Source organism: Vibrio sp. JCM 18905, assembly GCF_055393305.1.
This window is the reverse complement of the sequence record NZ_AP043880.1, coordinates 502,827-526,763: the sequence shown is the minus strand read 5'-3', so window position 1 is coordinate 526,763 and position 23,937 is coordinate 502,827. Positions and strand designations below refer to the sequence as shown.

The 23,937-nt window shown below is 46.7% G+C and carries 7 protein-coding genes, 3 tRNA genes, 5 rRNA genes and 1 riboswitch; of the genes, 5 read left to right on the top strand and 10 right to left on the bottom strand.

Annotated elements, in window-relative coordinates:
- Positions 1–92: 92 nt before the first annotated feature.
- The 3 genes from galU (at position 93) to ACZ5ZC_RS19070 (ending at position 5,786) form a co-directional block, all read left to right on the top strand.
- Positions 93–965 carry a UTP--glucose-1-phosphate uridylyltransferase GalU gene (galU, locus tag ACZ5ZC_RS19080; RefSeq protein WP_005397418.1) on the top strand — a complete coding sequence of 291 codons (873 nt, stop codon included), beginning with the start codon at positions 93–95 and terminating at the stop codon, positions 963–965.
- A 149-nt stretch (positions 966–1,114) separates the two neighbouring features.
- Positions 1,115–3,937: an excinuclease ABC subunit UvrA gene (uvrA, locus tag ACZ5ZC_RS19075; RefSeq protein ID WP_053809097.1), complete on the top strand. Its 2,823-nt coding sequence runs from the start codon at positions 1,115–1,117 to the stop codon at positions 3,935–3,937.
- Positions 3,938–4,004: 67 nt separating this feature from the next.
- The gene (locus ACZ5ZC_RS19070) at positions 4,005–5,786 is read left to right on the top strand and encodes a PglL family O-oligosaccharyltransferase (RefSeq protein WP_464932192.1); all 1,782 of its coding nucleotides are present in this window, start codon (positions 4,005–4,007) and stop codon (positions 5,784–5,786) included.
- A 59-nt stretch (positions 5,787–5,845) separates the two neighbouring features.
- On the opposite strand, the gene ACZ5ZC_RS19065 is transcribed toward ACZ5ZC_RS19070, so the two are convergent.
- Positions 5,846–6,967: a pyridoxal-phosphate-dependent aminotransferase family protein gene (locus ACZ5ZC_RS19065; protein ID WP_337168554.1), complete on the bottom strand. Its 1,122-nt coding sequence runs from the start codon at positions 6,965–6,967 to the stop codon at positions 5,846–5,848.
- Between the two features lie 220 nt (positions 6,968–7,187).
- Positions 7,188–7,366, top strand: a riboswitch (Lysine riboswitch).
- A gap of 101 nt (positions 7,367–7,467) precedes the next feature.
- On the opposite strand from ACZ5ZC_RS19065, the gene lysC reads away from it, so the two are divergent.
- A complete protein-coding gene (gene lysC, locus ACZ5ZC_RS19060) occupies positions 7,468–8,820 on the top strand; it encodes a lysine-sensitive aspartokinase 3 (protein WP_012841364.1) in 1,353 nt (450 codons plus the stop codon).
- A gap of 86 nt (positions 8,821–8,906) precedes the next feature.
- Here lysC and metH read toward each other — a convergent pair whose 3' ends face one another.
- Positions 8,907–12,587 (bottom strand): methionine synthase, encoded by a 3,681-nt coding sequence (metH, locus tag ACZ5ZC_RS19055; protein WP_464932191.1) that lies wholly within the window; start codon positions 12,585–12,587, stop codon positions 8,907–8,909.
- A gap of 191 nt (positions 12,588–12,778) precedes the next feature.
- Here metH and ACZ5ZC_RS19050 point away from each other — a divergent pair, with 191 nt between their 5' ends.
- Complete coding sequence (locus ACZ5ZC_RS19050) at positions 12,779–14,110, top strand: cation:proton antiporter (RefSeq protein WP_041852885.1); 1,332 nt, start codon at positions 12,779–12,781, stop codon at positions 14,108–14,110.
- A 742-nt stretch (positions 14,111–14,852) separates the two neighbouring features.
- On the opposite strand, the gene ACZ5ZC_RS19045 is transcribed toward ACZ5ZC_RS19050, so the two are convergent.
- From ACZ5ZC_RS19045 to ACZ5ZC_RS19010, 8 genes are all read right to left on the bottom strand, one after another.
- A tRNA-Asp gene (locus ACZ5ZC_RS19045) sits at positions 14,853–14,929 on the bottom strand.
- Between the two features lie 46 nt (positions 14,930–14,975).
- Positions 14,976–15,092: ribosomal RNA gene (gene rrf, locus ACZ5ZC_RS19040) — 5S ribosomal RNA — on the bottom strand.
- 94 nt (positions 15,093–15,186) lie between these two features.
- Positions 15,187–18,077 (bottom strand): 23S ribosomal RNA (locus ACZ5ZC_RS19035).
- A gap of 265 nt (positions 18,078–18,342) precedes the next feature.
- Positions 18,343–18,418, bottom strand: a tRNA-Ala gene (locus tag ACZ5ZC_RS19030).
- A 42-nt stretch (positions 18,419–18,460) separates the two neighbouring features.
- Positions 18,461–18,537: transfer RNA gene (locus ACZ5ZC_RS19025), tRNA-Ile, on the bottom strand.
- 67 nt (positions 18,538–18,604) lie between these two features.
- Positions 18,605–20,157, bottom strand: a 16S ribosomal RNA gene (locus ACZ5ZC_RS19020).
- A gap of 330 nt (positions 20,158–20,487) precedes the next feature.
- Positions 20,488–20,604, bottom strand: a 5S ribosomal RNA gene (gene rrf, locus ACZ5ZC_RS19015).
- Between the two features lie 163 nt (positions 20,605–20,767).
- Positions 20,768–23,658, bottom strand: a 23S ribosomal RNA gene (locus ACZ5ZC_RS19010).
- Together the 16S, 23S and 5S rRNA genes with 3 tRNA genes alongside form the textbook arrangement of a ribosomal RNA operon.
- Positions 23,659–23,937 lie beyond the last annotated feature (279 nt).

The window sequence follows — 23,937 nt, the reverse complement described above, 5'->3', positions numbered from 1 at the left end:
ACTTTTTCCTACTTTATTCATGATTCATTGACGACTCTCGTGTTAAAGTTATGCGCAGATTCTTGATAATAACGAGATAGGATATTCCCCCAATGATTAAAAAATGTCTGTTCCCTGCTGCAGGCTATGGCACTCGCTTCTTACCGGCAACGAAATCTATGCCAAAAGAGATGATGCCAGTCGTGAATAAACCGCTTATTGAATACGGCGTTGAAGAAGCAATTCAAGCTGGTATGAACGGCATGTGTATTGTGACGGGTCGTGGCAAACACTCTATCATGGACCACTTTGATAAGAACTACGAACTGGAACACCAGATTAGCGGTACCAATAAAGAAGAGCTATTGGTAGATATCCGTGAAATCATTGAATCTGCAAACTTCACTTACATCCGTCAACGCGAGATGAAAGGCTTAGGCCACGCGATTCTGACCGGGCGTGAACTGGTGGGTGACGAACCATTTGCCGTCGTTCTTGCTGATGACCTTTGTGTCAACGAAGAAGAAGGCGTGCTAGCTCAAATGGTGGCGCTATTTAAACAGTTCCGTTGTTCTATCGTTGCCGTACAAGAAGTCCCAGAAGATGAGACTCACAAATACGGCGTTATCTCTGGTGAAATGATCAAAGATGACATCTACCGCGTAGACGACATGGTAGAAAAACCTGAGAAAGGCACGGCACCAAGCAACCTTGCGATCATTGGTCGCTACATTCTGACCCCTGATATTTTCGAACTGATTGAAAACACAGAGCCAGGTAAAGGTGGTGAAATTCAAATCACTGACGCGCTACTTAAACAAGCAAAAGCGGGCTGTGTCTTGGCTTACAAATTCAAAGGCAAACGCTTTGACTGTGGTAGTGTTGAAGGTTACATCGAAGCAACCAACTACTGTTTTGAAAACCTGTATCTAAAAGATGAAAAAGCCTCAGAGTTAGGTAAACACGCAACACAAAAAGCGGTATAAAGCATCGTCGTAGTACGAAATTATTGTTTCTAAAGCCCAGCATTATGTTGGGCTTTTATTTTTACTGTTTTTTTATCCAGTAATTTTCTTTGCACATTTCTCACACTATGTAATACTTGCCCCACTTGGTTATACATAGAGCAAAAACGATGGATAAAATAGAAGTTCGCGGTGCCCGAACCCATAACCTCAAAGACATTAATCTTACAATCCCTCGCGATAAACTGATTGTCATTACTGGACTAAGTGGCTCCGGTAAATCCTCTCTCGCTTTCGATACATTGTATGCAGAAGGCCAACGACGCTACGTAGAGTCTCTCTCTGCCTACGCTCGTCAGTTTTTGTCTCTGATGGAAAAACCCGATGTAGACCATATTGAAGGATTATCACCCGCGATTTCTATTGAACAGAAGTCTACTTCTCATAACCCGCGTTCAACCGTCGGTACAATTACCGAAGTCTACGATTACTTACGTCTGTTGTATGCTCGTGTGGGTGAACCCCGCTGTCCAACGCACCATGCCCCTCTTGCCGCACAAACCATCAGTCAAATGGTGGACAAAGTTCTAGAGATGCCAGAAGGCAGCAAAATGATGCTGTTGGCCCCTATTGTCAAAGAGCGTAAAGGTGAGCATGTTAAAACGCTTGAGAACCTGGCAGCTCAGGGCTTTATTCGTGCGCGTATTGATGGAGAAACTTGCGATCTTTCAGATCCTCCAACGCTAGAGCTACATAAAAAGCACACCATTGAAGTCGTGGTAGACCGCTTTAAAGTTCGTCCAGACCTGCAACAGCGCTTAGCCGAATCTTTCGAGACAACGCTCGAATTATCAGGCGGAATTGCGGTTGTCGCGCCAATGGATGGAGACGGTGAAGAGATTATTTTCTCCGCCAACTTCGCTTGTCCACAATGTGGTTACAGCATGCAAGAGTTAGAGCCGCGACTTTTCTCATTCAACAACCCTGCTGGTGCATGTGGCACTTGTGATGGTTTGGGTGTGCAGCAATACTTCGATCCAAGCCGAGTAATTCAAGATGATTCATTAAGCTTGGCACAAGGTGCGATTCGCGGTTGGGATCAAAAGAACTACTACTACTTCCAAATGCTCACCTCATTGGCCGATCATTATGGTTTCGATCTCCATGCCCCTTTTAATTCTCTGCCAAAGAAAACGCAAGATGTCATTCTAAAGGGCTCTGGCCGCACTGAGATTGAGTTTAAATACATCAACGATCGTGGCGATATTCGTGTTAAACGCCATCCATTCGAAGGTATTCTGAATACCCTCGAACGTCGTTATCGTGATACAGAATCCAACTCTGTCCGTGAAGAGCTTGCGAAATACATCTCCACTAAATCTTGTTCAAGCTGTGGTGGTACTCGTCTGCGCCTTGAAGCACGTAACGTGTTTATTGCTGATACGACACTGCCTGAGATTGTTGAACTCAGCATTGCTGATGCATTGGAATTCTTCCATTCCTTGAAACTGGAGGGTCAACGCGCCCAAATCGCTGAAAAAGTGATGAAGGAAATCAACGATCGCCTGCAGTTCTTGGTTAACGTTGGTTTGAACTATCTGAACCTGTCTCGCAGCGCCGAAACGCTCTCTGGTGGTGAAGCTCAACGTATTCGCTTAGCCAGCCAAATTGGTGCGGGTCTTGTTGGTGTGATGTATGTTCTGGACGAACCATCGATTGGTCTCCACCAGCGAGATAATGAACGCTTATTAAAAACGCTTACTCATTTGCGCGATTTGGGGAATACCGTACTCGTGGTAGAACACGATGAAGATGCTATTCGCTGTGCGGATCATGTCATAGATATCGGTCCTGGCGCTGGCGTACACGGTGGTAATGTTGTCGCGGAAGGCACCATGGAAGAGATAATCGCAAATCCGAATTCTCTGACAGGTCAGTACTTAAGTGGCGTTAAAGAAATCGCAGTACCGAAAGATCGCACGCCGCGTGATCCGAAAAAAACGGTTGAGCTCTTAGGCGCAACAGGTAATAACCTTAAGAACGTTAACCTCTCTATTCCTGTTGGGTTATTCAGCTGTATTACAGGGGTATCTGGCTCAGGTAAATCAACGCTGATTAATGATACTTTCTTTAAAATTGCTCACACCCAACTCAACGGAGCAACAACGGCTCAACCTTCACCTTATAAATCGATTAAAGGCCTAGAGCACTTCGACAAGGTTATCGATATCGATCAAAGCCCAATTGGTCGTACACCTCGCTCTAACCCTGCAACCTATACGGGGATCTTTACCCCAATCCGTGAACTGTTTGCAGGCACACAAGAGTCGCGTTCTCGCGGTTACAAGCCTGGACGTTTTAGCTTTAACGTACGCGGTGGTCGTTGTGAGGCCTGTCAGGGTGATGGTGTCATTAAAGTTGAAATGCATTTCCTACCAGATGTTTATGTGCCATGTGATGTATGTAAAGGTAAGCGCTACAACCGTGAAACACTTGAAGTACGTTACAAAGGCAAAACCATTGATGAAGTGCTAGAAATGACGGTCGAAGACGCCCGAACGTTCTTTGAACCCGTACCTGCTATAGCACGTAAGCTACAGACTCTAATGGATGTGGGCTTGTCTTACATTCGCCTAGGTCAAGCGGCAACGACACTCTCCGGTGGTGAAGCTCAGCGTGTGAAACTAGCGAGAGAGCTATCCAAGCGTGATACAGGAAAAACCTTGTACATTTTGGATGAACCAACAACCGGCCTGCACTTCCATGATATCCAGCAGTTGCTCACTGTATTGCACAGACTTCGCGACCACGGAAATACTGTCGTGGTGATCGAGCATAACCTAGATGTCATTAAGACTGCGGACTGGATTATCGATCTAGGACCTGAAGGGGGACAGGGTGGAGGCGAGATAATCGCTCAAGGCACACCGGAAGATGTGTCGCAAATCGAGGGCTCGCACACAGCTCACTTCCTTAAGCCTATGTTGAAGTAGAAAAAACAGGTAAAGTACCGAGACCAGCAAGTGCTGGTCTTTTTTCATTCAAAACAACGCAATAACTATGGCTACTATACATGTAAGTGGAACAAAGCTTTCTCCCGAAAAAGTACAGGTTCCCCTCAATCGCAAGTTTCTCATTGCCTTGGCAACACTATTTGTGTTGGCAATGCACTTTTTCATGCCCAACCCCGGCGGTTCAGGGCTTTCACTTTCCTTCAATGCGACAACTTGGATTGCTTTTAGCTTTGCATTAGGCATTGGGTGCTACCAACTCGCGAATAATCGAGCGCTACGTTACTCAAAATTAACCATCGGCTTGTTCATTAGTGCTCTTATCATGACAGTGCCCATTCTGTACCCAAATGCGAATAGCAGTTTGGCAGCCAATAAGCTCATTGGCCTGTGGTGTGGTGTCCTGTTCTTTATTGTCTTACAACAATTTCATTTCAGTAATAAACATCGCCAACGCCTATTATGGTTCATTGTCCTTGCGGTTGTTATCGAAGCCATTTTTGGTCTGACACAATATCTGTATCTCAAACCAGGCAATCCGTTTGGTTACGACACGGTGGCCAATCGTCCTTATGGTATTTTCCAACAGCCCAATGTAATGGCCAGCTTTCTTGCGACAGGGTTGGTGATTGCTAGCTATTTACTTGCACGTCAGCCCTACAAATACGACCGTAAGTTAAGCGATGTTTACCTTCTCTATGCCGTGCCAGTTTTAACCTTACCACTAATTGTGGCGTTGGCTTCACGCACTGGTTGGTTAGCCTCGGTCATCGCCGTGTTGTTGGTCATTCCATACATGTACCGCTTTGCAACCAAAGGGCGCTTTATCCGCTGGGTTGTGTCACTTGTAAGTGGGCTCTTACTCTCAGTGGTTGTCATGCATCTTGCCTTTCCTGATGGAGGTGGGTTAGCCGCAGAAAAAGTAAACATGGAGTCTGCTCGAGCGTATACTTTTCCGCAAACATTAGACATGGTGATTGAAAAGCCTTTTACTGGCTATGGATATGGCAAGTTTGAATCTGAGTACATGCTGTATACGGCTCGTCAACATGCACTAAATGAGAATTACCCAGCTGGTTTGCCAGCCATGGATCATCCGCATAACGAGCTGCTTTACTGGGGAGCCGAAGGTGGTTTGCTGCCAATACTCGGCATCTTCTTAGCGATGGCACTGGTACTGTATCGAATCTATCAAGCCAAACGCGGAACTCGTCTTGCGTTGCTGGCCTTGTTTATACCTATCGTATTGCACTCACAACTGGAATACCCTTTCTACCACTCTCTCGTGCATTGGTTGATCTTCGTTATCCTGCTGTACTGGGTAGATCAGCGCGTCTCTCGTTATCGACAAGTCGGCTTTAGTAATGTGACCAAAAGCTTGCTGCGAGTCTTTAGTTTGGTACTTCCCGTTGCGTTTACGTTTTACATGGTAAGCGCATTACATACGAACTATGTATTGACGAAGTTTGAGACCACTAGACCAACTAACCCTGATATTCTGAATCAAGTCAGTAACCCTGTGGTTTGGAAAGACAGGTTTGATTGGGATGTCTATAGCACGTTTTTAAATATTGGGCTGTACCAACAAGACGCAACCTTGATTCAGCCTTATATCGATTGGTCGCTAAAAATCATCAAAGATAAGCCTCGCCCTGCATTTTATAATAATTTGATTTTGGCCTACCAAGGCTTAGATGACTCAAGTAAAGCGGAGCAAATCAGAGCTGAAGCGCAGTTTTTGTTCCCGAAGATTGATTTCAGTGACGTCAATTACCGACCACCTTCTCAAGCAATCTCTGCCTCACCAGCACCCACTTCAGGTGCAGAGTAATAATTACAAAAAAGCGAAGGGATGACCTTCGCTTTTCTTTATCTCATTGCGGTATAGCTTTATTCAGTGAGTGACTCTTCTAACGCTTTTAAGCACAGTGCAACGTTTTCAGGTCGAGCGCCGTAACCCATTAAGCCAATACGCCACGCTTTACCAGCTAATGCCCCGAGGCCTGCACCAATTTCTAGGTTATAGGTTTCTAGCAAGTGAGCACGAACTTTTGCTTCATCAATTCCTTCAGGCACGTAAATCGCATTTAATTGCGGCAAACGATGGGCTTCGTCCACAACAAATTCAAAACCTAGCTTTTGTAGGCCATTTTTGAGTTTTTCATGCATCAGTTGATGACGAGCCCAAGCGTTTTCTAATCCTTCATTTTTCAGTATCAATAAAGCTTCATGAAGCGCATACAAGCTATTAACTGGCGCCGTATGATGGTAACTACGCTTACCTTCTCCACTCCAATACCCCAACACTAAACTCTGATCGAGGAACCAACTCTTTACTGGTGTTGTTCTTGCTTGAATCTTTTCAATCGCGGCAGGAGAAAACGTCACTGGTGAGAGCCCTGGTACACATGACAAACATTTTTGACTGCCAGAGTAAACCGCATCCAGTTGCCATTCATCCACTTTTAACGGCACACCACCAAGTGACGTCACCGCATCAACAATAGATAATGCATTATGCTGTTTCGCCAGCTTACCCAATGCTTGAGCATCACTGACTGCACCAGTTGAGGTTTCCGCATGCACAAAAGCAAGAATTTTTGTATCTGGGTGCTGTTCGAGTGCTTGCTCGACTTTATCAATGGAAACAGGCGTCCCCCATTCATCATCGACGATAACAACTTCACCACCAGCACGGACGACATTTTCGCGCATGCGTTCACCAAAAACACCGTTACGGCAGACGATCACTTTGTCGCCTTTCTCGATCAAGTTTACAAAGCAGGTTTCCATCCCTGCACTACCTGGCGCTGAAACCGCAATAGTGAACTCATTGTCAGTTTGAAAGGCATACTTCAATAGCTGCTTGAGCTCATCCATCATACCGATAAACAGAGGATCAAGGTGACCTACGGTAGGACGGCTTAGCGCTTGTAACACTTGAGGATAAATATCAGAAGGACCAGGTCCCATTAAAATACGGTGAGGTGGAATAAAGCTTTGGATCGACATGTCAGCTCCTTGATTATCTTTTATCCTGAGCATTCTAAAAGTTCTATTCAATAACATGGCTCAGGTGTAGGGTTCTTCACCCTAATAGATTTTTCCTCTATCAGCAATTAGCCGTAAGTATGGAGGTCAAACCAGTGTCACAAAATCGTTAATAAAAAACACCATAAAGGTTGAAATATTGATTGACATTAAGGCCTCAAAACCGTTCAATGTTTGAGCTTTATGTAGAAGAGGAGCGCTACCCAGGTAGATGATTTGTGGAACCGCAATTCCAACACCAATCATTGAGGGGGAGTAGTGCCGAGGTAAGTCAAAGTTGCAGGGTTTGACTTGTCGGTTGAATTGGGCTGAATCCCATCAACTGTCATCAGCGCAGTCTGATGAAGGGCTTCTGAGGGTAAATTTTTCAAATAGCATTCTAAATACCTCTCTTTTTGCTCTGTTCCTTTTCTCACTAAACATTGGATGTACAATTTTTTAGGAAGTCGTGGGAGAACGCAGTGAGCGCATTTAACGTAGCTAAATTCGGTGGAACCAGTGTTGCCAACTTTGAGGCAATGAGTCGTTGTGCCACCATTATCGAAAACAATCCAAATACTCGCTTGGTCGTGAGCAGCGCTTGCTCTGGCGTCACCAACCTATTGGTAGAACTCGCCAACGGTGTTCAGGATCAAACGCACCGTACTGAGCTGCTGCAAAATCTGGCCAACATTCATGACGCCATTTTAACTCAGCTCGAAGACAGCACGAAAACTGCTGCCGAGGTGTATGGCATATTAGATACCGTAACCAGCCTGGCCGAGGCTGCATCTATCCAAGCTAGTGCGAAGTTAACCGATCATTTGGTCGCATGTGGCGAACTCATGTCGACGCATATTCTAACTCAGTTAATGTGTGAGCGAGGCATTCAAGCTGTGCGCTTTGATATCCGCGATGTGCTGCGTACTGATGACAACTTTGGTCGCGCGGAGCCAAACATTGAAGCAATTTCGACGCTTGCGCAAGATAAACTCATACCACTTTGCCAACAATCCGTTGTTGTTACTCAAGGCTTCATAGGATCTGACGAAGCCGGTAATACAACAACACTAGGTCGAGGAGGCAGCGATTATAGCGCCGCCTTAATTGCTGAGAGCGTCAAAGCGGCAGGGTTAGAAATCTGGACTGATGTTCCGGGCATCTACACAACAGACCCGCGAATTGCGCCAAAAGCCTCACCAATTCCCGAGATCAGCTTTAGTGAAGCTTCAGAAATGGCTAACTTTGGCGCTAAAATCCTTCACCCTTCTACGCTAGTACCCGCATTACGCCACGACATTCCGGTATTTGTAGGGTCATCGAAAGAGCCTGAAAAAGGGGGAACTTGGATTCGCCACCAAGTCGAAAGCTCACCGTTATTCCGTGCGCTAGCTTTGCGTTGTAACCAAACCATGGTAACGCTACGCAGCGCCAACATGTTCCACGCATACGGCTTCTTAGCAAAGGTTTTTGAGATCCTTGCAAAGCATAAGATCTCTGTCGATTTGATCACGACATCTGAAATCAGTGTATCGTTAACACTTGATCAAACTGATACCTCTGGCGGAGCACCACAGCTGCCGCAAGCTGTACGAGAAGAGTTAGAAGAGTTATGTAAGGTAGAAGTTGAACATGACCTATGCCTCGTTGCTCTCATTGGTAACAACATGAGTGAGAGTAAAGGCTACGCGAAACAGGTTTTTGGCACGCTAGAAGACTTTAACCTACGCATGATTTGTTATGGCGCTAGCCCTCACAACTTATGCTTCTTGCTCCATGAATCGGTATCGAAACAAGCCATACAAAAACTCCACACCGAGTTGTTTGAGAAGTAAGTTCAACTCAATAAAACAAAGGGCTGCGTATCTGCAGCCCTTTGTTGTTTCAATAGTTGTTACGTTTGGACGAGGTAAACATCAATTTAACCGTTAATGTTTGGCCCTAACCATTTTTCAGCCTCGATCCTATCCCACCCCTTACGATCGGCGTAACTCTCTAGCTGATCTTCTTGGATCTGTGCGATCGCAAAGTAACGTGAGTCAGGATGAGAGAAATACCAACCAGAGACTGACGCGCCCGGATACATTGCATAGCTGGAGGTTAGAGTCATGCCAATGTTCTCTTCCACATTAAGTAACTCCCAAAGCGGTCCTTTTTCAGTATGTTCAGGACACGCTGGATAACCCGGCGCAGGACGAATACCTTGGTATTTTTCACGAATGAGATCATCGTTAGATAAATCTTCATCCGCAGCATACCCCCAAATTTCTTTACGGACACGCTCATGCAAATACTCAGCAAACGCTTCGGCTAGGCGATCCGCCACCGCTTGAATCATAATTGCGTTGTAATCATCTCCCTGTGCTTTGTATTCATCCGCAAGCTCTCGTTCACCAATACCACCAGTGACAGCAAATGCCCCTATCCAATCATGTTTACCCGACTCTTTAGGTGCGATGTAGTCAGATAAACAATAGTTGAATCCTTTTGGTTTCTCGGTCTGTTGACGCAAGTTACGCAATACTTTCACAACGGCGGTACGAGTTTCATCAGAATAAACTTCAATGTCGTCCCCCACGCTTGCTGCAGGGAATAAGCCACATATTCCACGCGCTTTTAACAGGCCTTCTCGCTCAACTCGGTCAAGCAACTCGTTGGCATCTTCGAATAAACGTTTTGCTTCTTCACCGACTTCTTCATGTTGGAAAATTGTTGGATACTTGCCCACAAGTGACCAAGTCATAAAGAATGGTGTCCAATCGATGTATTGACGTAATGTGGCCACATCAAAATCATCGAAGATATGAATACCAGGCTCAACAGGCACTGGAGGAGTGTAAGCTTCCCAATCGATCGCAACTTTATTCGCTCGAGCCGCTTCTAATGTCACTGGTTTGGTTCTCGGTTTCTTTCGATTATGTTGATCACGTACTCGTTCGTAATCAGCTTCAAGTTTTTCAACAAATTCAGGGCGACGTTCATCTGACAATAGAGAAGTACATACGCCCACCGCACGTGAGGCGTTATTCACGTAAACAACTGGATGCTTGTAATTTTGCTCAATCTTTACTGCTGTATGGGCTTTTGACGTTGTTGCGCCACCGATGAGAAGAGGTAAGTTAAAGTCGAGACGCTCCATTTCTTTTGCAACATGCACCATTTCGTCTAATGAAGGCGTGATCAACCCTGACAAACCAATAATATCGACGTTCTCTTCTTGCGCTACTTTTAAGATCTTTTCGCAAGGAACCATGACACCAAGATCGATAATTTCGTAGTTATTGCACTGCAATACAACGCCAACGATATTTTTCCCGATATCATGTACATCACCTTTGACCGTCGCTAGCAAAATCTTACCGTTTGTTTGTCCCACCTGCTTTTCTGCATTGATGTAGGGCTCCAGATGCGCGACTGCTTGCTTCATCACTCGTGCAGATTTTACGACTTGAGGAAGGAACATTTTACCTTCACCAAACAGGTCTCCGACGACGTTCATCCCATCCATTAGTGGACCTTCAATCACCTCTAATGGCTTTGAAGCGTTGACACGAGCCTCTTCGGTATCATCAACGATGAACTCAGTTATTCCTTTCACTAACGCGTGCTCTAAACGCTTTTCAACAGGCCAAGTTCTCCACTCAAGTGCAGAGGCATCCTCCTCTTTACCTACCCCTTTGCCTGCGTATTCCGCTGCGATATCTAACAATCTCTCAGTGGCGTCATCACGACGGTTAAGAACGACATCTTCCACAGCCTCACGCAATTTTTCAGGCACGTTATCGTAGATTTCTAACTGACCCGCATTCACAATCCCCATATCCATACCATTTTTAAAACAGTGGTAGAGGAACACCGCGTGAATCGCTTCACGCACATAGTTATTACCGCGGAATGAGAAGGAAACGTTAGAAACACCACCCGAGATCATCGCGTGTGGTAAATCACGTTTGATATCGCCAACGGCTTCAATGAAATCCACCGCGTAGTTATTATGCTCATCGATACCCGTAGCAATGGCAAAAATGTTGGGGTCAAAGATGATGTCTTCTGGTGGAAAGCCCACTTCATCAACGAGAATTCGGTAAGCGTTGGTACAAATTTCTACTTTGCGCTCACGTGTATCTGCTTGTCCAATCTCATCAAACGCCATCACAATCACAGCCGCACCGTAACGGCGGATCAACTTAGCTTGTTCAACGAACTTCTCTTTACCTTCCTTGAGTGAGATCGAATTAACAATACCTTTGCCTTGGATACACTTAAGACCGGCTTCAATAACTTCCCATTTGGAAGAGTCGACCATGATTGGTACTTTTGAGATTTCAGGTTCTGACGCACAAAGGTTTAAAAAGCGAACCATACAAGCTTGTGCATCCAACATGCCTTCATCCATGTTGATATCGATAATTTGAGCGCCATTTTCAACTTGTTGACGAGCCACATCGAGCGCTTCATCGTACAGCTCTTCTTTAATCAAGCGTTTAAAACGCGCAGAACCGGTTACATTAGTACGCTCACCGACATTGATAAATAAAGAGTCTTTATCAATCGCGAGCGGCTCTAAGCCAGACAAGCGACAAGCAACGGGAAGATCAGGTAATTTACGAGGGGCGATATTTTCAACCGCGAGTGCCATTTGGCGAATGTGCTCAGGAGTTGTACCACAACACCCACCAATTAAGTTTAAAAAGCCACTTTGAGCCCACTCTTTAACATGCTTAGCCATATCTTCTGGCGACAAATCGTATTCGCCGAATGCATTCGGAAGCCCAGCATTTGGGTGAGCGGAAACAAAAGATTCTGATATACACGAGAGCTCTTCAACATAAGGACGAAGCTCATCTGGGCCCAGCGCACAGTTCAAACCAAACGAAATCGGTTTAACATGACGTAATGAGTTGTAAAACGCTTCTGTGGTTTGACCGGATAATGTCCGACCGGAAGCATCGGTAATAGTCCCCGAGATCATCACAGGTAACTCAATACCCATCTCTTCAAACACACTTTCAACAGCAAATGAACAAGCCTTAGCGTTAAGAGTATCGAAGATGGTCTCGATAAGAATAAGGTCAGAACCACCTTTAATCAGCGCTCGAGTCGATTCAGAGTAAGCCTCAACTAACTCGTCGAAAGAAACATTTCGATATCCGGGGTCATTTACATCAGGAGAAATAGAACAAGTGCGGTTCGTCGGCCCTAAAACCCCTGCGACATAACGCGGTTTATCGGGTGTTTTTGCGGTCCATTCGTCTGCAACTTCACGTGCAAGCTTGGCAGCAGCAAAGTTAATTTCTTCACTTAGGCTTTCCATCTCGTAGTCAGCCATCGCAATGGTTGTTGCGTTAAACGTGTTGGTTTCGAGAATATCTGCACCCGCTTCTAAATATGCAGCGTGAATTTCCTTGATAAGTTGAGGCTGACTTAGAACCAACAGGTCGTTGTTACCTTTTAGATCACAATGCCAATCCGCAAAGCGCGTTCCTCGATAGTCTTGCTCTTCAAGTTTGTATCCCTGAATCATGGTTCCCATACCACCATCAATCAAAAGAATACGTTGCTTCAATTGAGCTTCAATCTGTTGTCTTACGTTACTTCCCACAGTACAGCCTCATTCCTTTAGTTATCTTTCCATCCTATCACACAAACTTCAGGAGTCTAGACGTCTAAACGTGGAATTAATGATTATTTTATCTCCTTCTTAACTTACAAAATAATCGCGAAAAAATGTTTGCTATTTAAGCAGCATCAGTCGAGAATCCCATTCATAAAATGTTACAAATAGAGAGCTCTATGTCGGTCTATCATACTTTATGTTTTCTATCCGCAGCTGCGATGCTAATTGCTTTTGTAAACAGCAAGATAGGAAAGATGCAAACCACCATTGCGATTACCGCTGGTTCAATGGTGCTTTCACTTCTAATCTTAATTGCGGGCCAAAACAACTGGTTCCATCTCACCGAAATTGCGACGGAGACGGTCACAAGGATCAACTTCGAAGATTTCTTGCTCAAAGGCATTCTTGGCTTCTTACTATTTGCGGGTGGATTAGGCATCAAACTCCCGAACCTTAAAGATCAAAAGTGGGAGATCACTGTTTTAGCCCTTGGAGCCACCCTGTTTTCCACTTTCTTTATCGGGTTTGCGCTCTACGGATTCTGTCAGTTAATTGGCATCCAATTTGATTTAGTCTACTGCTTACTTTTCGGTGCACTTATATCGCCAACTGACCCAATCGCTGTACTGGCTATAGTTAAAAAGCTCGATGCTCCCAAACGTATCTCCACCCAGATTGAAGGAGAGTCGCTCTTCAATGACGGCTTCGGTTTGGTTATCTTTGTCACTCTATTTACGATTGCATTTGGTACTGAGGCACCAACTGTAGGTAGTGTCACCTTACTCTTCATCCAAGAAGCTATCGGTGGTATCACTTATGGTTTCGTACTCGGTTTGCTATTCCACTACTTAATCAGTGCCACCGACGATCACTCAATGGAATTGTTACTTACCATTGGTGTCCCAACGGCAGGTTACGCATTTGCTGAATACATCCATGTATCAGGCCCACTCGCGATGGTTGTATCCGGTATTATGATTGGCAACTGGACACGCTTTATTGGCTTTTCAAAAGAGAGTGAAGATCACCTTGACCATTTTTGGGAGCTTGTTGATGAGTTTTTGAATGGCGTGTTATTCCTACTGATCGGTATGTCAATGCTGCTATTTGAATTCCACAAAGAAGACTGGATCATGATGGCTATATCAGTCCCTCTTGTACTAGCAGCTCGCTATCTAAGCGTATTTCTCTCGTACATTGGCTTTAAACGTTACAGAAAATATAATCCATGGTCAGTGCGTATTTTGACGTGGGGCGGTTTACGCGGAGGCCTGGCACTAGCGATGGCACTTTCTATTCCATCAGGTATTTGGGTGATTCAAGATAAGTTAATCGATGTAAAAGAGATTATTCTTGTAATGACCTACTCCGTCGTTGTTTTCTCTATCCTCATTCAAGGCTCAACAATCACCCCAATGATTGAAAAAGCAAAAGATGAAGAGAAGAAAATGGAAGAGAACAACCAAGCAATAACCACTCCGGAGCATACGGAGCCAGTGGACTCTTAAAGACACGTAACTTAATAGATGAAAAAGCAGCTATCTAGCTGCTTTTTTCATATCTAATCTTCGGACTCCCCTTCAAGAACAAAACGCTTGTTACTCTTTGATATACAGTTAAATATCCGAATAATCGTCACACTACGGTTTCATACATACTAACTATTGCCGATAGATAGTATCCATAGAGGGAGTCTTTTAGTTTAAGCATTTTCATCATCACTTCTCTTCCTTTGGCAATACAGGCTCCCTGTAAACACCACAGCTAAACTTCCACAACACTTAACAATGAGCGACTTTGTATTTGTATAGAGAAAGAAGCATTGAGGATGATTGCGAGATCACTCCCCCAAACGGGCTTGAAATCCCACCAAACTAAAGTCTGAGCTAGCACTCAGGTTGTTCAAGCCCTTAGCAGAAGTTTAGAGTCCTCATACTTGATCTCAGCGACACTGAACTTATATTCAAAGTTGTTCTGTTTTCGAGATAGAAACAAAGCGACACCTCGAATAACTAGGTTCATAGCTAGATATTTCTAATATGTTATAGAGGAATCTTTGGTAAGCATGTGCTGGTACTCAAAGCTAGAGCTCGAGACTGGCATCAACTAGTTCATGACAGGGCTTAGAAAGCATAGCGAAGAGGGAAGCCTGCCTCTCAATGCAAGGTTTCAATATGGAAATGAGGTTAAGGTAAGTCGGGTAACCAAAACGGAAAAAGCCCCAGTCTTTCGACTGAGGCTTAATATAAATGGCGGAGTGGACGGGACTCGAACCCGCGACCCCCGGCGTGACAGGCCGGTATTCTAACCAACTGAACTACCACTCCGCAGTGGTATCACCCGCTTGTAATCAGCAAGTGTCCATAATTTAAAGCCTGGCGATGTCCTACTCTCACATGGGGAAGCCCCACACTACCATCGGCGCTAATTCGTTTCACTTCTGAGTTCGGCATGGAAATCAGGTGGGTCCAAATCGCTATGGTCGCCAAGCAAATTCTTTAATTCGGAAAGCTGTTTTTTTTAATTCTCGTTCTTACACATTCAATGTTCTTAGTTGAGTCCATCAAAACCCCTTGGGTGTTGTATGGTTAAGCCTCACGGGCAATTAGTACAGGTTAGCTCAACGCCTCACAACGCTTACACACCCTGCCTATCAACGTCGTAGTCTACGACAACCCTTTAGGATACTTAAAGTATCAGGGAGAACTCATCTCAAGGCTCGCTTCCCGCTTAGATGCTTTCAGCGGTTATCGATCCCGAACTTAGCTACCGGGCAATGCGTCTGGCGACACAACCCGAACACCAGAGGTTCGTCCACTCCGGTCCTCTCGTACTAGGAGCAGCCCCTTTCAATTCTCCAACGCCCACGGCAGATAGGGACCGAACTGTCTCACGACGTTCTAAACCCAGCTCGCGTACCACTTTAAATGGCGAACAGCCATACCCTTGGGACCGACTTCAGCCCCAGGATGTGATGAGCCGACATCGAGGTGCCAAACACCGCCGTCGATATGAACTCTTGGGCGGTATCAGCCTGTTATCCCCGGAGTACCTTTTATCCGTTGAGCGATGGCCCTTCCATTCAGAACCACCGGATCACTATGACCTGCTTTCGCACCTGCTCGAATTGTCATTCTCGCAGTCAAGCGGGCTTATGCCATTGCACTAACCTCACGATGTCCAACCGTGATTAGCCCACCTTCGTGCTCCTCCGTTACGCTTTGGGAGGAGACCGCCCCAGTCAAACTACCCACCAGGCACTGTCCGCAACCCCGATAAGGGGTCGACGTTAGAACATCAACACTACAAGGGTGGTATTTCAAGGACGGCTCCACGCAATCTAGCGACTGCGCTTCAAAGCCTCCCACCTATCCTACACATGTAGGGTCAATGTTCAGTGCCAAGCTGTAGTAAAGGTTCACGGGGTCTTTCCGTCTAGCCGCGGGTACACTGCATCTTCACAGCGATTTCAATTTCACTGAGTCTCGGGTGGAGACAGCGTGGCCATCATTACGCCATTCGTGCAGGTCGGAACTTACCCGACAAGGAATTTCGCTACCTTAGGACCGTTATAGTTACGGCCGCCGTTTACCGGGGCTTCGATCAAGAGCTTCGACCGAAGTCTAACCCCATCAATTAACCTTCCGGCACCGGGCAGGCGTCACACCGTATACGTCATCTTGCGATTTTGCACAGTGCTGTGTTTTTAATAAACAGTTGCAGCCACCTGGTATCTGCGACTCTCAATAGCTCCATCCGCGAGGGACTTCACCGTCGAGAGCGTACCTTCTCCCGAAGTTACGGTACCATTTTGCCTAGTTCCTTCACCCGAGTTCTCTCAAGCGCCTTGGTATTCTCTACCCGACCACCTGTGTCGGTTTGGGGTACGATTCCTTACAATCTGAAGCTTAGAGGCTTTTCCTGGAAGCATGGCATCAATGACTTCACTACCGTAGTAGCTCGACGTCGTGTCTCAGCCTTAAGAGAAACCGGATTTACCTAATTTCTCAGCCTACGCACTTGAACCTGGACAACCGTCGCCAGGCCCACCTAGCCTTCTCCGTCCCCCCATCGCAATTGTAAGAAGTACGGGAATATTAACCCGTTTCCCATCGACTACGCCTTTCGGCCTCGCCTTAGGGGTCGACTTACCCTGCCCCGATTAACGTTGGACAGGAACCCTTGGTCTTCCGGCGAGGAGGTTTTTCACCCCCTTTATCGTTACTCATGTCAGCATTCGCACTTCTGATACGTCCAGCATGCGTTACCACACACCTTCAACCGCTTACAGAACGCTCCCCTACCCAATGTGCAAAAGCACATTGCCGCAGCTTCGGTTTACTACTTAGCCCCGTTACATCTTCCGCGCAGGCCGACTCGACCAGTGAGCTATTACGCTTTCTTTAAATGATGGCTGCTTCTAAGCCAACATCCTGGCTGTCTGAGCCTTCCCACATCGTTTCCCACTTAGTAGTAATTTGGGACCTTAGCTGGCGGTCTGGGTTGTTTCCCTCTCCACGACGGACGTTAGCACCCGCCGTGTGTCTCCCGGATAGTACTTACTGGTATTCGGAGTTTGCAAAGGGTTGGTAAGTCGGGATGACCCCCTAGCCTTAACAGTGCTCTACCCCCAGTAGTATTCGTCCGAGGCGCTACCTAAATAGCTTTCGGGGAGAACCAGCTATCTCCAGGTTTGATTGGCCTTTCACCCCTAGCCACAAGTCATCCGCTAATTTTTCAACATTAGTCGGTTCGGTCCTCCAGTTGATGTTACTCAACCTTCAACCTGCCCATGGCTAGATCACCTGGTTTCGGGTCTATATCCAGAGACTGAACGCCCAGTTAAGACTCGGTTTCCCTACGGCTCCCCTAGATGGTTAACCTTGCCACTGAATATAAGTCGCTGACCCATTATACAAAAGGTACGCAGTCACAGGACAAAGCCTGCTCCTACTGCTTGTACGTACACGGTTTCAGGTTCTATTTCACTCCCCTCACAGGGGTTCTTTTCGCCTTTCCCTCACGGTACTGGTTCACTATCGGTCAGTCAGTAGTATTTAGCCTTGGAGGATGGTCCCCCCATATTCAGACAGGATATCACGTGTCCCGCCCTACTCGATTTCACTGAATATGCGTCGTCAGTTACGGGGCTATCACCCTGTATCGCCAAGCTTTCCAGCTTGTTCACCTAACGCCTATAAAGCTTAAGGGCTAGTCCAATTTCGCTCGCCGCTACTTTCGGAATCTCGGTTGATTTCTTTTCCTCGGGGTACTTAGATGTTTCAGTTCCCCCGGTTCGCCTCGTTATGCTATGTATTCACATAACGATACTTACTTATGTAAGTGGGTTTCCCCATTCGGAAATCCCAGACTCAAGTGGTTTTTACTACCTAATCTGGGCTTATCGCAAGTTAATACGTCCTTCATCGCCTCTGACTGCCAAGGCATCCACCGTGTACGCTTAGTCACTTAACCATACAACCCGAAGGAGTTTCGAATTGATGTTAAACAACCAAAGTTGTCTCTCATTATTTGAATGAGCGAGAGACATATCGATTTTGCCGGACTCAAATTCCAAGAACACTTGAATGTGTTTTTAGTTGTATTCATAAATGAATACTTTGAGAACTTTACAAACAACAATAAATTGTTGTTTTGTCAGCTTTCCAAATTGTTAAAGAGCTAATCACTTCTAATGAAGTAACCATTTTTAAAAGCACTCATTGAATGCGCTTAAAGATGGTGGAGCTATGCGGGATCGAACCGCAGACCTCCTGCGTGCAAGGCAGGCGCTCTCCCAGCTGAGCTATAGCCCCATCAAGGTGTCGATACTGTCGCCAATTCCTTGGGAAGGAAATTGGTGGGTCTGAGTGGACTCGAACCACCGACCTCTCGCTTATCAGGCGAACGCTCTAACCACCTGAGCTACAGACCCAGTATCGTCTCTTAAACTTCATAAACCGTATCAATCTGTGTGAACACTCATCGCAATAATCATCGTATAAGGAGGTGATCCAGCGCCAGGTTCCCCTAGCGCTACCTTGTTACGACTTCACCCCAGTCATGAACCACAAAGTGGTAAGCGTCCCCCCGAAGGTTAAACTACCTACTTCTTTTGCAGCCCACTCCCATGGTGTGACGGGCGGTGTGTACAAGGCCCGGGAACGTATTCACCGTGGCATTCTGATCCACGATTACTAGCGATTCCGACTTCATGGAGTCGAGTTGCAGACTCCAATCCGGACTACGACGCACTTTTTGGGATTCGCTCACTTTCGCAAGTTGGCCGCCCTCTGTATGCGCCATTGTAGCACGTGTGTAGCCCTACTCGTAAGGGCCATGATGACTTGACGTCGTCCCCACCTTCCTCCGGTTTATCACCGGCAGTCTCCCTGGAGTTCCCGACATTACTCGCTGGCAAACAAGGATAAGGGTTGCGCTCGTTGCGGGACTTAACCCAACATTTCACAACACGAGCTGACGACAGCCATGCAGCACCTGTCTCAGAGTTCCCGAAGGCACCAATCCATCTCTGGAAAGTTCTCTGGATGTCAAGAGTAGGTAAGGTTCTTCGCGTTGCATCGAATTAAACCACATGCTCCACCGCTTGTGCGGGCCCCCGTCAATTCATTTGAGTTTTAATCTTGCGACCGTACTCCCCAGGCGGTCTACTTAACGCGTTAGCTCCGAAAGCCACGGCTCAAGGCCACAACCTCCAAGTAGACATCGTTTACGGCGTGGACTACCAGGGTATCTAATCCTGTTTGCTCCCCACGCTTTCGCATCTGAGTGTCAGTATCTGTCCAGGGGGCCGCCTTCGCCACCGGTATTCCTTCAGATCTCTACGCATTTCACCGCTACACCTGAAATTCTACCCCCCTCTACAGTACTCTAGTCTGCCAGTTTCAAATGCTATTCCGAGGTTGAGCCCCGGGCTTTCACATCTGACTTAACAAACCACCTGCATGCGCTTTACGCCCAGTAATTCCGATTAACGCTCGCACCCTCCGTATTACCGCGGCTGCTGGCACGGAGTTAGCCGGTGCTTCTTCTGTCGCTAACGTCAAACGATGCCGCTATTAACGACAACGCCTTCCTCACGACTGAAAGTGCTTTACAACCCGAAGGCCTTCTTCACACACGCGGCATGGCTGCATCAGGCTTGCGCCCATTGTGCAATATTCCCCACTGCTGCCTCCCGTAGGAGTCTGGACCGTGTCTCAGTTCCAGTGTGGCTGATCATCCTCTCAGACCAGCTAGGGATCGTCGCCTTGGTGAGCCCTTACCTCACCAACTAGCTAATCCCACCTAGGCATATCCTGACGCGAGAGGCCCGAAGGTCCCCCTCTTTGGCCCGTAGGCATCATGCGGTATTAGCCATCGTTTCCAATGGTTATCCCCCACATCAGGGCAATTTCCTAGGCATTACTCACCCGTCCGCCGCTCGACGCCGTTATCGTCCCCCGAAGGTTCAGATAACTCGTTTCCGCTCGACTTGCATGTGTTAGGCCTGCCGCCAGCGTTCAATCTGAGCCATGATCAAACTCTTCAATTTAAGATTTTGTTCGGCTCAATGAATACTGAACATTACATAAGTAATGTTTGAATTGACTGTGCTGAATCCTAAGATTCAATGGTCACTTCGTTTCATTGAAACCTAATTTGAAACCCCTCTTTATATAAGAGAAATTTCTAATTGGATTATCATCAACGAGTGCCCACACAGATTGATAGGTCTATATTGTTAAAGAGCTTGGCTTTCAGTGCCTTAGCACGTAAGCGAGGTGCATATAATACGCTTTCCACTTTGAAAGTCAACATAAAACTCTAAAAAGATTAGAACTTTATGGTGACCTGCTTAAATCTTAAGCAAGTGCAAAATAAAGCCTGGCGATGTCCTACTCTCACATGGGGAAGCCCCACACTACCATCGGCGCTATTTCGTTTCACTTCTGAGTTCGGCATGGAAGTCAGGTGGGTCCAAAACGCTATGGTCGCCAAGCAAATTCTTTATCAATTTGCTCGCAAATTCAAACGCACTTTAGTGCGACCCTTTAGGGTGAGATTTGCTTGCAAATCGAATAATTCGGAAAGCTGTGTTTAATTCTCGTTCTTACACATTCAATGTTCTTTCATTGAGTCCATCAAAACCCCTTGGGTGTTGTATGGTTAAGCCTCACGGGCAATTAGTACAGGTTAGCTCAACGCCTCACAACGCTTACACACCCTGCCTATCAACGTCGTAGTCTACGACAACCCTTTAGGATACTTAAAGTATCAGGGAGAACTCATCTCAAGGCTCGCTTCCCGCTTAGATGCTTTCAGCGGTTATCGATCCCGAACTTAGCTACCGGGCAATGCGTCTGGCGACACAACCCGAACACCAGAGGTTCGTCCACTCCGGTCCTCTCGTACTAGGAGCAGCCCCTTTCAATTCTCCAACGCCCACGGCAGATAGGGACCGAACTGTCTCACGACGTTCTAAACCCAGCTCGCGTACCACTTTAAATGGCGAACAGCCATACCCTTGGGACCGACTTCAGCCCCAGGATGTGATGAGCCGACATCGAGGTGCCAAACACCGCCGTCGATATGAACTCTTGGGCGGTATCAGCCTGTTATCCCCGGAGTACCTTTTATCCGTTGAGCGATGGCCCTTCCATTCAGAACCACCGGATCACTATGACCTGCTTTCGCACCTGCTCGAATTGTCATTCTCGCAGTCAAGCGGGCTTATGCCATTGCACTAACCTCACGATGTCCAACCGTGATTAGCCCACCTTCGTGCTCCTCCGTTACGCTTTGGGAGGAGACCGCCCCAGTCAAACTACCCACCAGGCACTGTCCGCAACCCCGATAAGGGGTCGACGTTAGAACATCAACACTACAAGGGTGGTATTTCAAGGACGGCTCCACGCAATCTAGCGACTGCGCTTCAAAGCCTCCCACCTATCCTACACATGTAGGGTCAATGTTCAGTGCCAAGCTGTAGTAAAGGTTCACGGGGTCTTTCCGTCTAGCCGCGGGTACACTGCATCTTCACAGCGATTTCAATTTCACTGAGTCTCGGGTGGAGACAGCGTGGCCATCATTACGCCATTCGTGCAGGTCGGAACTTACCCGACAAGGAATTTCGCTACCTTAGGACCGTTATAGTTACGGCCGCCGTTTACCGGGGCTTCGATCAAGAGCTTCGACCGAAGTCTAACCCCATCAATTAACCTTCCGGCACCGGGCAGGCGTCACACCGTATACGTCATCTTGCGATTTTGCACAGTGCTGTGTTTTTAATAAACAGTTGCAGCCACCTGGTATCTGCGACTCTCAATAGCTCCATCCGCGAGGGACTTCACCGTCGAGAGCGTACCTTCTCCCGAAGTTACGGTACCATTTTGCCTAGTTCCTTCACCCGAGTTCTCTCAAGCGCCTTGGTATTCTCTACCCGACCACCTGTGTCGGTTTGGGGTACGATTCCTTACAATCTGAAGCTTAGAGGCTTTTCCTGGAAGCATGGCATCAATGACTTCACTACCGTAGTAGCTCGACGTCGTGTCTCAGCCTTAAAGAGAGCCGGATTTACCTAACTCTCAAGCCTACGCACTTGAACCTGGACAACCGTCGCCAGGCCCACCTAGCCTTCTCCGTCCCCCCATCGCAATTGTAAGAAGTACGGGAATATTAACCCGTTTCCCATCGACTACGCCTTTCGGCCTCGCCTTAGGGGTCGACTTACCCTGCCCCGATTAACGTTGGACAGGAACCCTTGGTCTTCCGGCGAGGAGGTTTTTCACCCCCTTTATCGTTACTCATGTCAGCATTCGCACTTCTGATACGTCCAGCATGCGTTACCACACACCTTCAACCGCTTACAGAACGCTCCCCTACCCAATGTGCAAAAGCACATTGCCGCAGCTTCGGTTTACTACTTAGCCCCGTTACATCTTCCGCGCAGGCCGACTCGACCAGTGAGCTATTACGCTTTCTTTAAATGATGGCTGCTTCTAAGCCAACATCCTGGCTGTCTGAGCCTTCCCACATCGTTTCCCACTTAGTAGTAATTTGGGACCTTAGCTGGCGGTCTGGGTTGTTTCCCTCTCCACGACGGACGTTAGCACCCGCCGTGTGTCTCCCGGATAGTACTTACTGGTATTCGGAGTTTGCAAAGGGTTGGTAAGTCGGGATGACCCCCTAGCCTTAACAGTGCTCTACCCCCAGTAGTATTCGTCCGAGGCGCTACCTAAATAGCTTTCGGGGAGAACCAGCTATCTCCAGGTTTGATTGGCCTTTCACCCCTAGCCACAAGTCATCCGCTAATTTTTCAACATTAGTCGGTTCGGTCCTCCAGTTGATGTTACTCAACCTTCAACCTGCCCATGGCTAGATCACCTGGTTTCGGGTCTATATCCAGAGACTGAACGCCCAGTTAAGACTCGGTTTCCCTACGGCTCCCCTAGATGGTTAACCTTGCCACTGAATATAAGTCGCTGACCCATTATACAAAAGGTACGCAGTCACAGGACAAAGCCTGCTCCTACTGCTTGTACGTACACGGTTTCAGGTTCTATTTCACTCCCCTCACAGGGGTTCTTTTCGCCTTTCCCTCACGGTACTGGTTCACTATCGGTCAGTCAGTAGTATTTAGCCTTGGAGGATGGTCCCCCCATATTCAGACAGGATATCACGTGTCCCGCCCTACTCGATTTCACTGAATATGCGTCGTCAGTTACGGGGCTATCACCCTGTATCGCCAAGCTTTCCAGCTTGTTCACCTGACGCCTATAAAGCTTAAGGGCTAGTCCAATTTCGCTCGCCGCTACTTTCGGAATCTCGGTTGATTTCTTTTCCTCGGGGTACTTAGATGTTTCAGTTCCCCCGGTTCGCCTCGTTATGCTATGTATTCACATAACGATACTTACTTATGTAAGTGGGTTTCCCCATTCGGAAATCCCAGACTCAAGTGGCTTTTACTACCTAATCTGGGCTTATCGCAAGTTAATACGTCCTTCATCGCCTCTGACTGCCAAGGCATCCACCGTGTACGCTTAGTCACTTAACCATACAACCCGAAGGAGTTTCGAGTTGATAATCAAATCACCAAAGTTGTCTCTCATTATTTGAATGAGCGAGAGACATATCGATTTTGCCGGACTCATCTCTTTACCTTCATTTTTAGAAAAAATGAAAACAAAAAGCCAAGAACACTTGAATGTGTTTTTTGGTGTTTATCTTTCGATAAACATTGAGAACTTTACAAACAACAATAAATTGTTGTTTTGTCAGCTTTCCAAATTGTTAAAGAGCTAATCACTTCTAATGAAGTAACCATTTTTAAAAG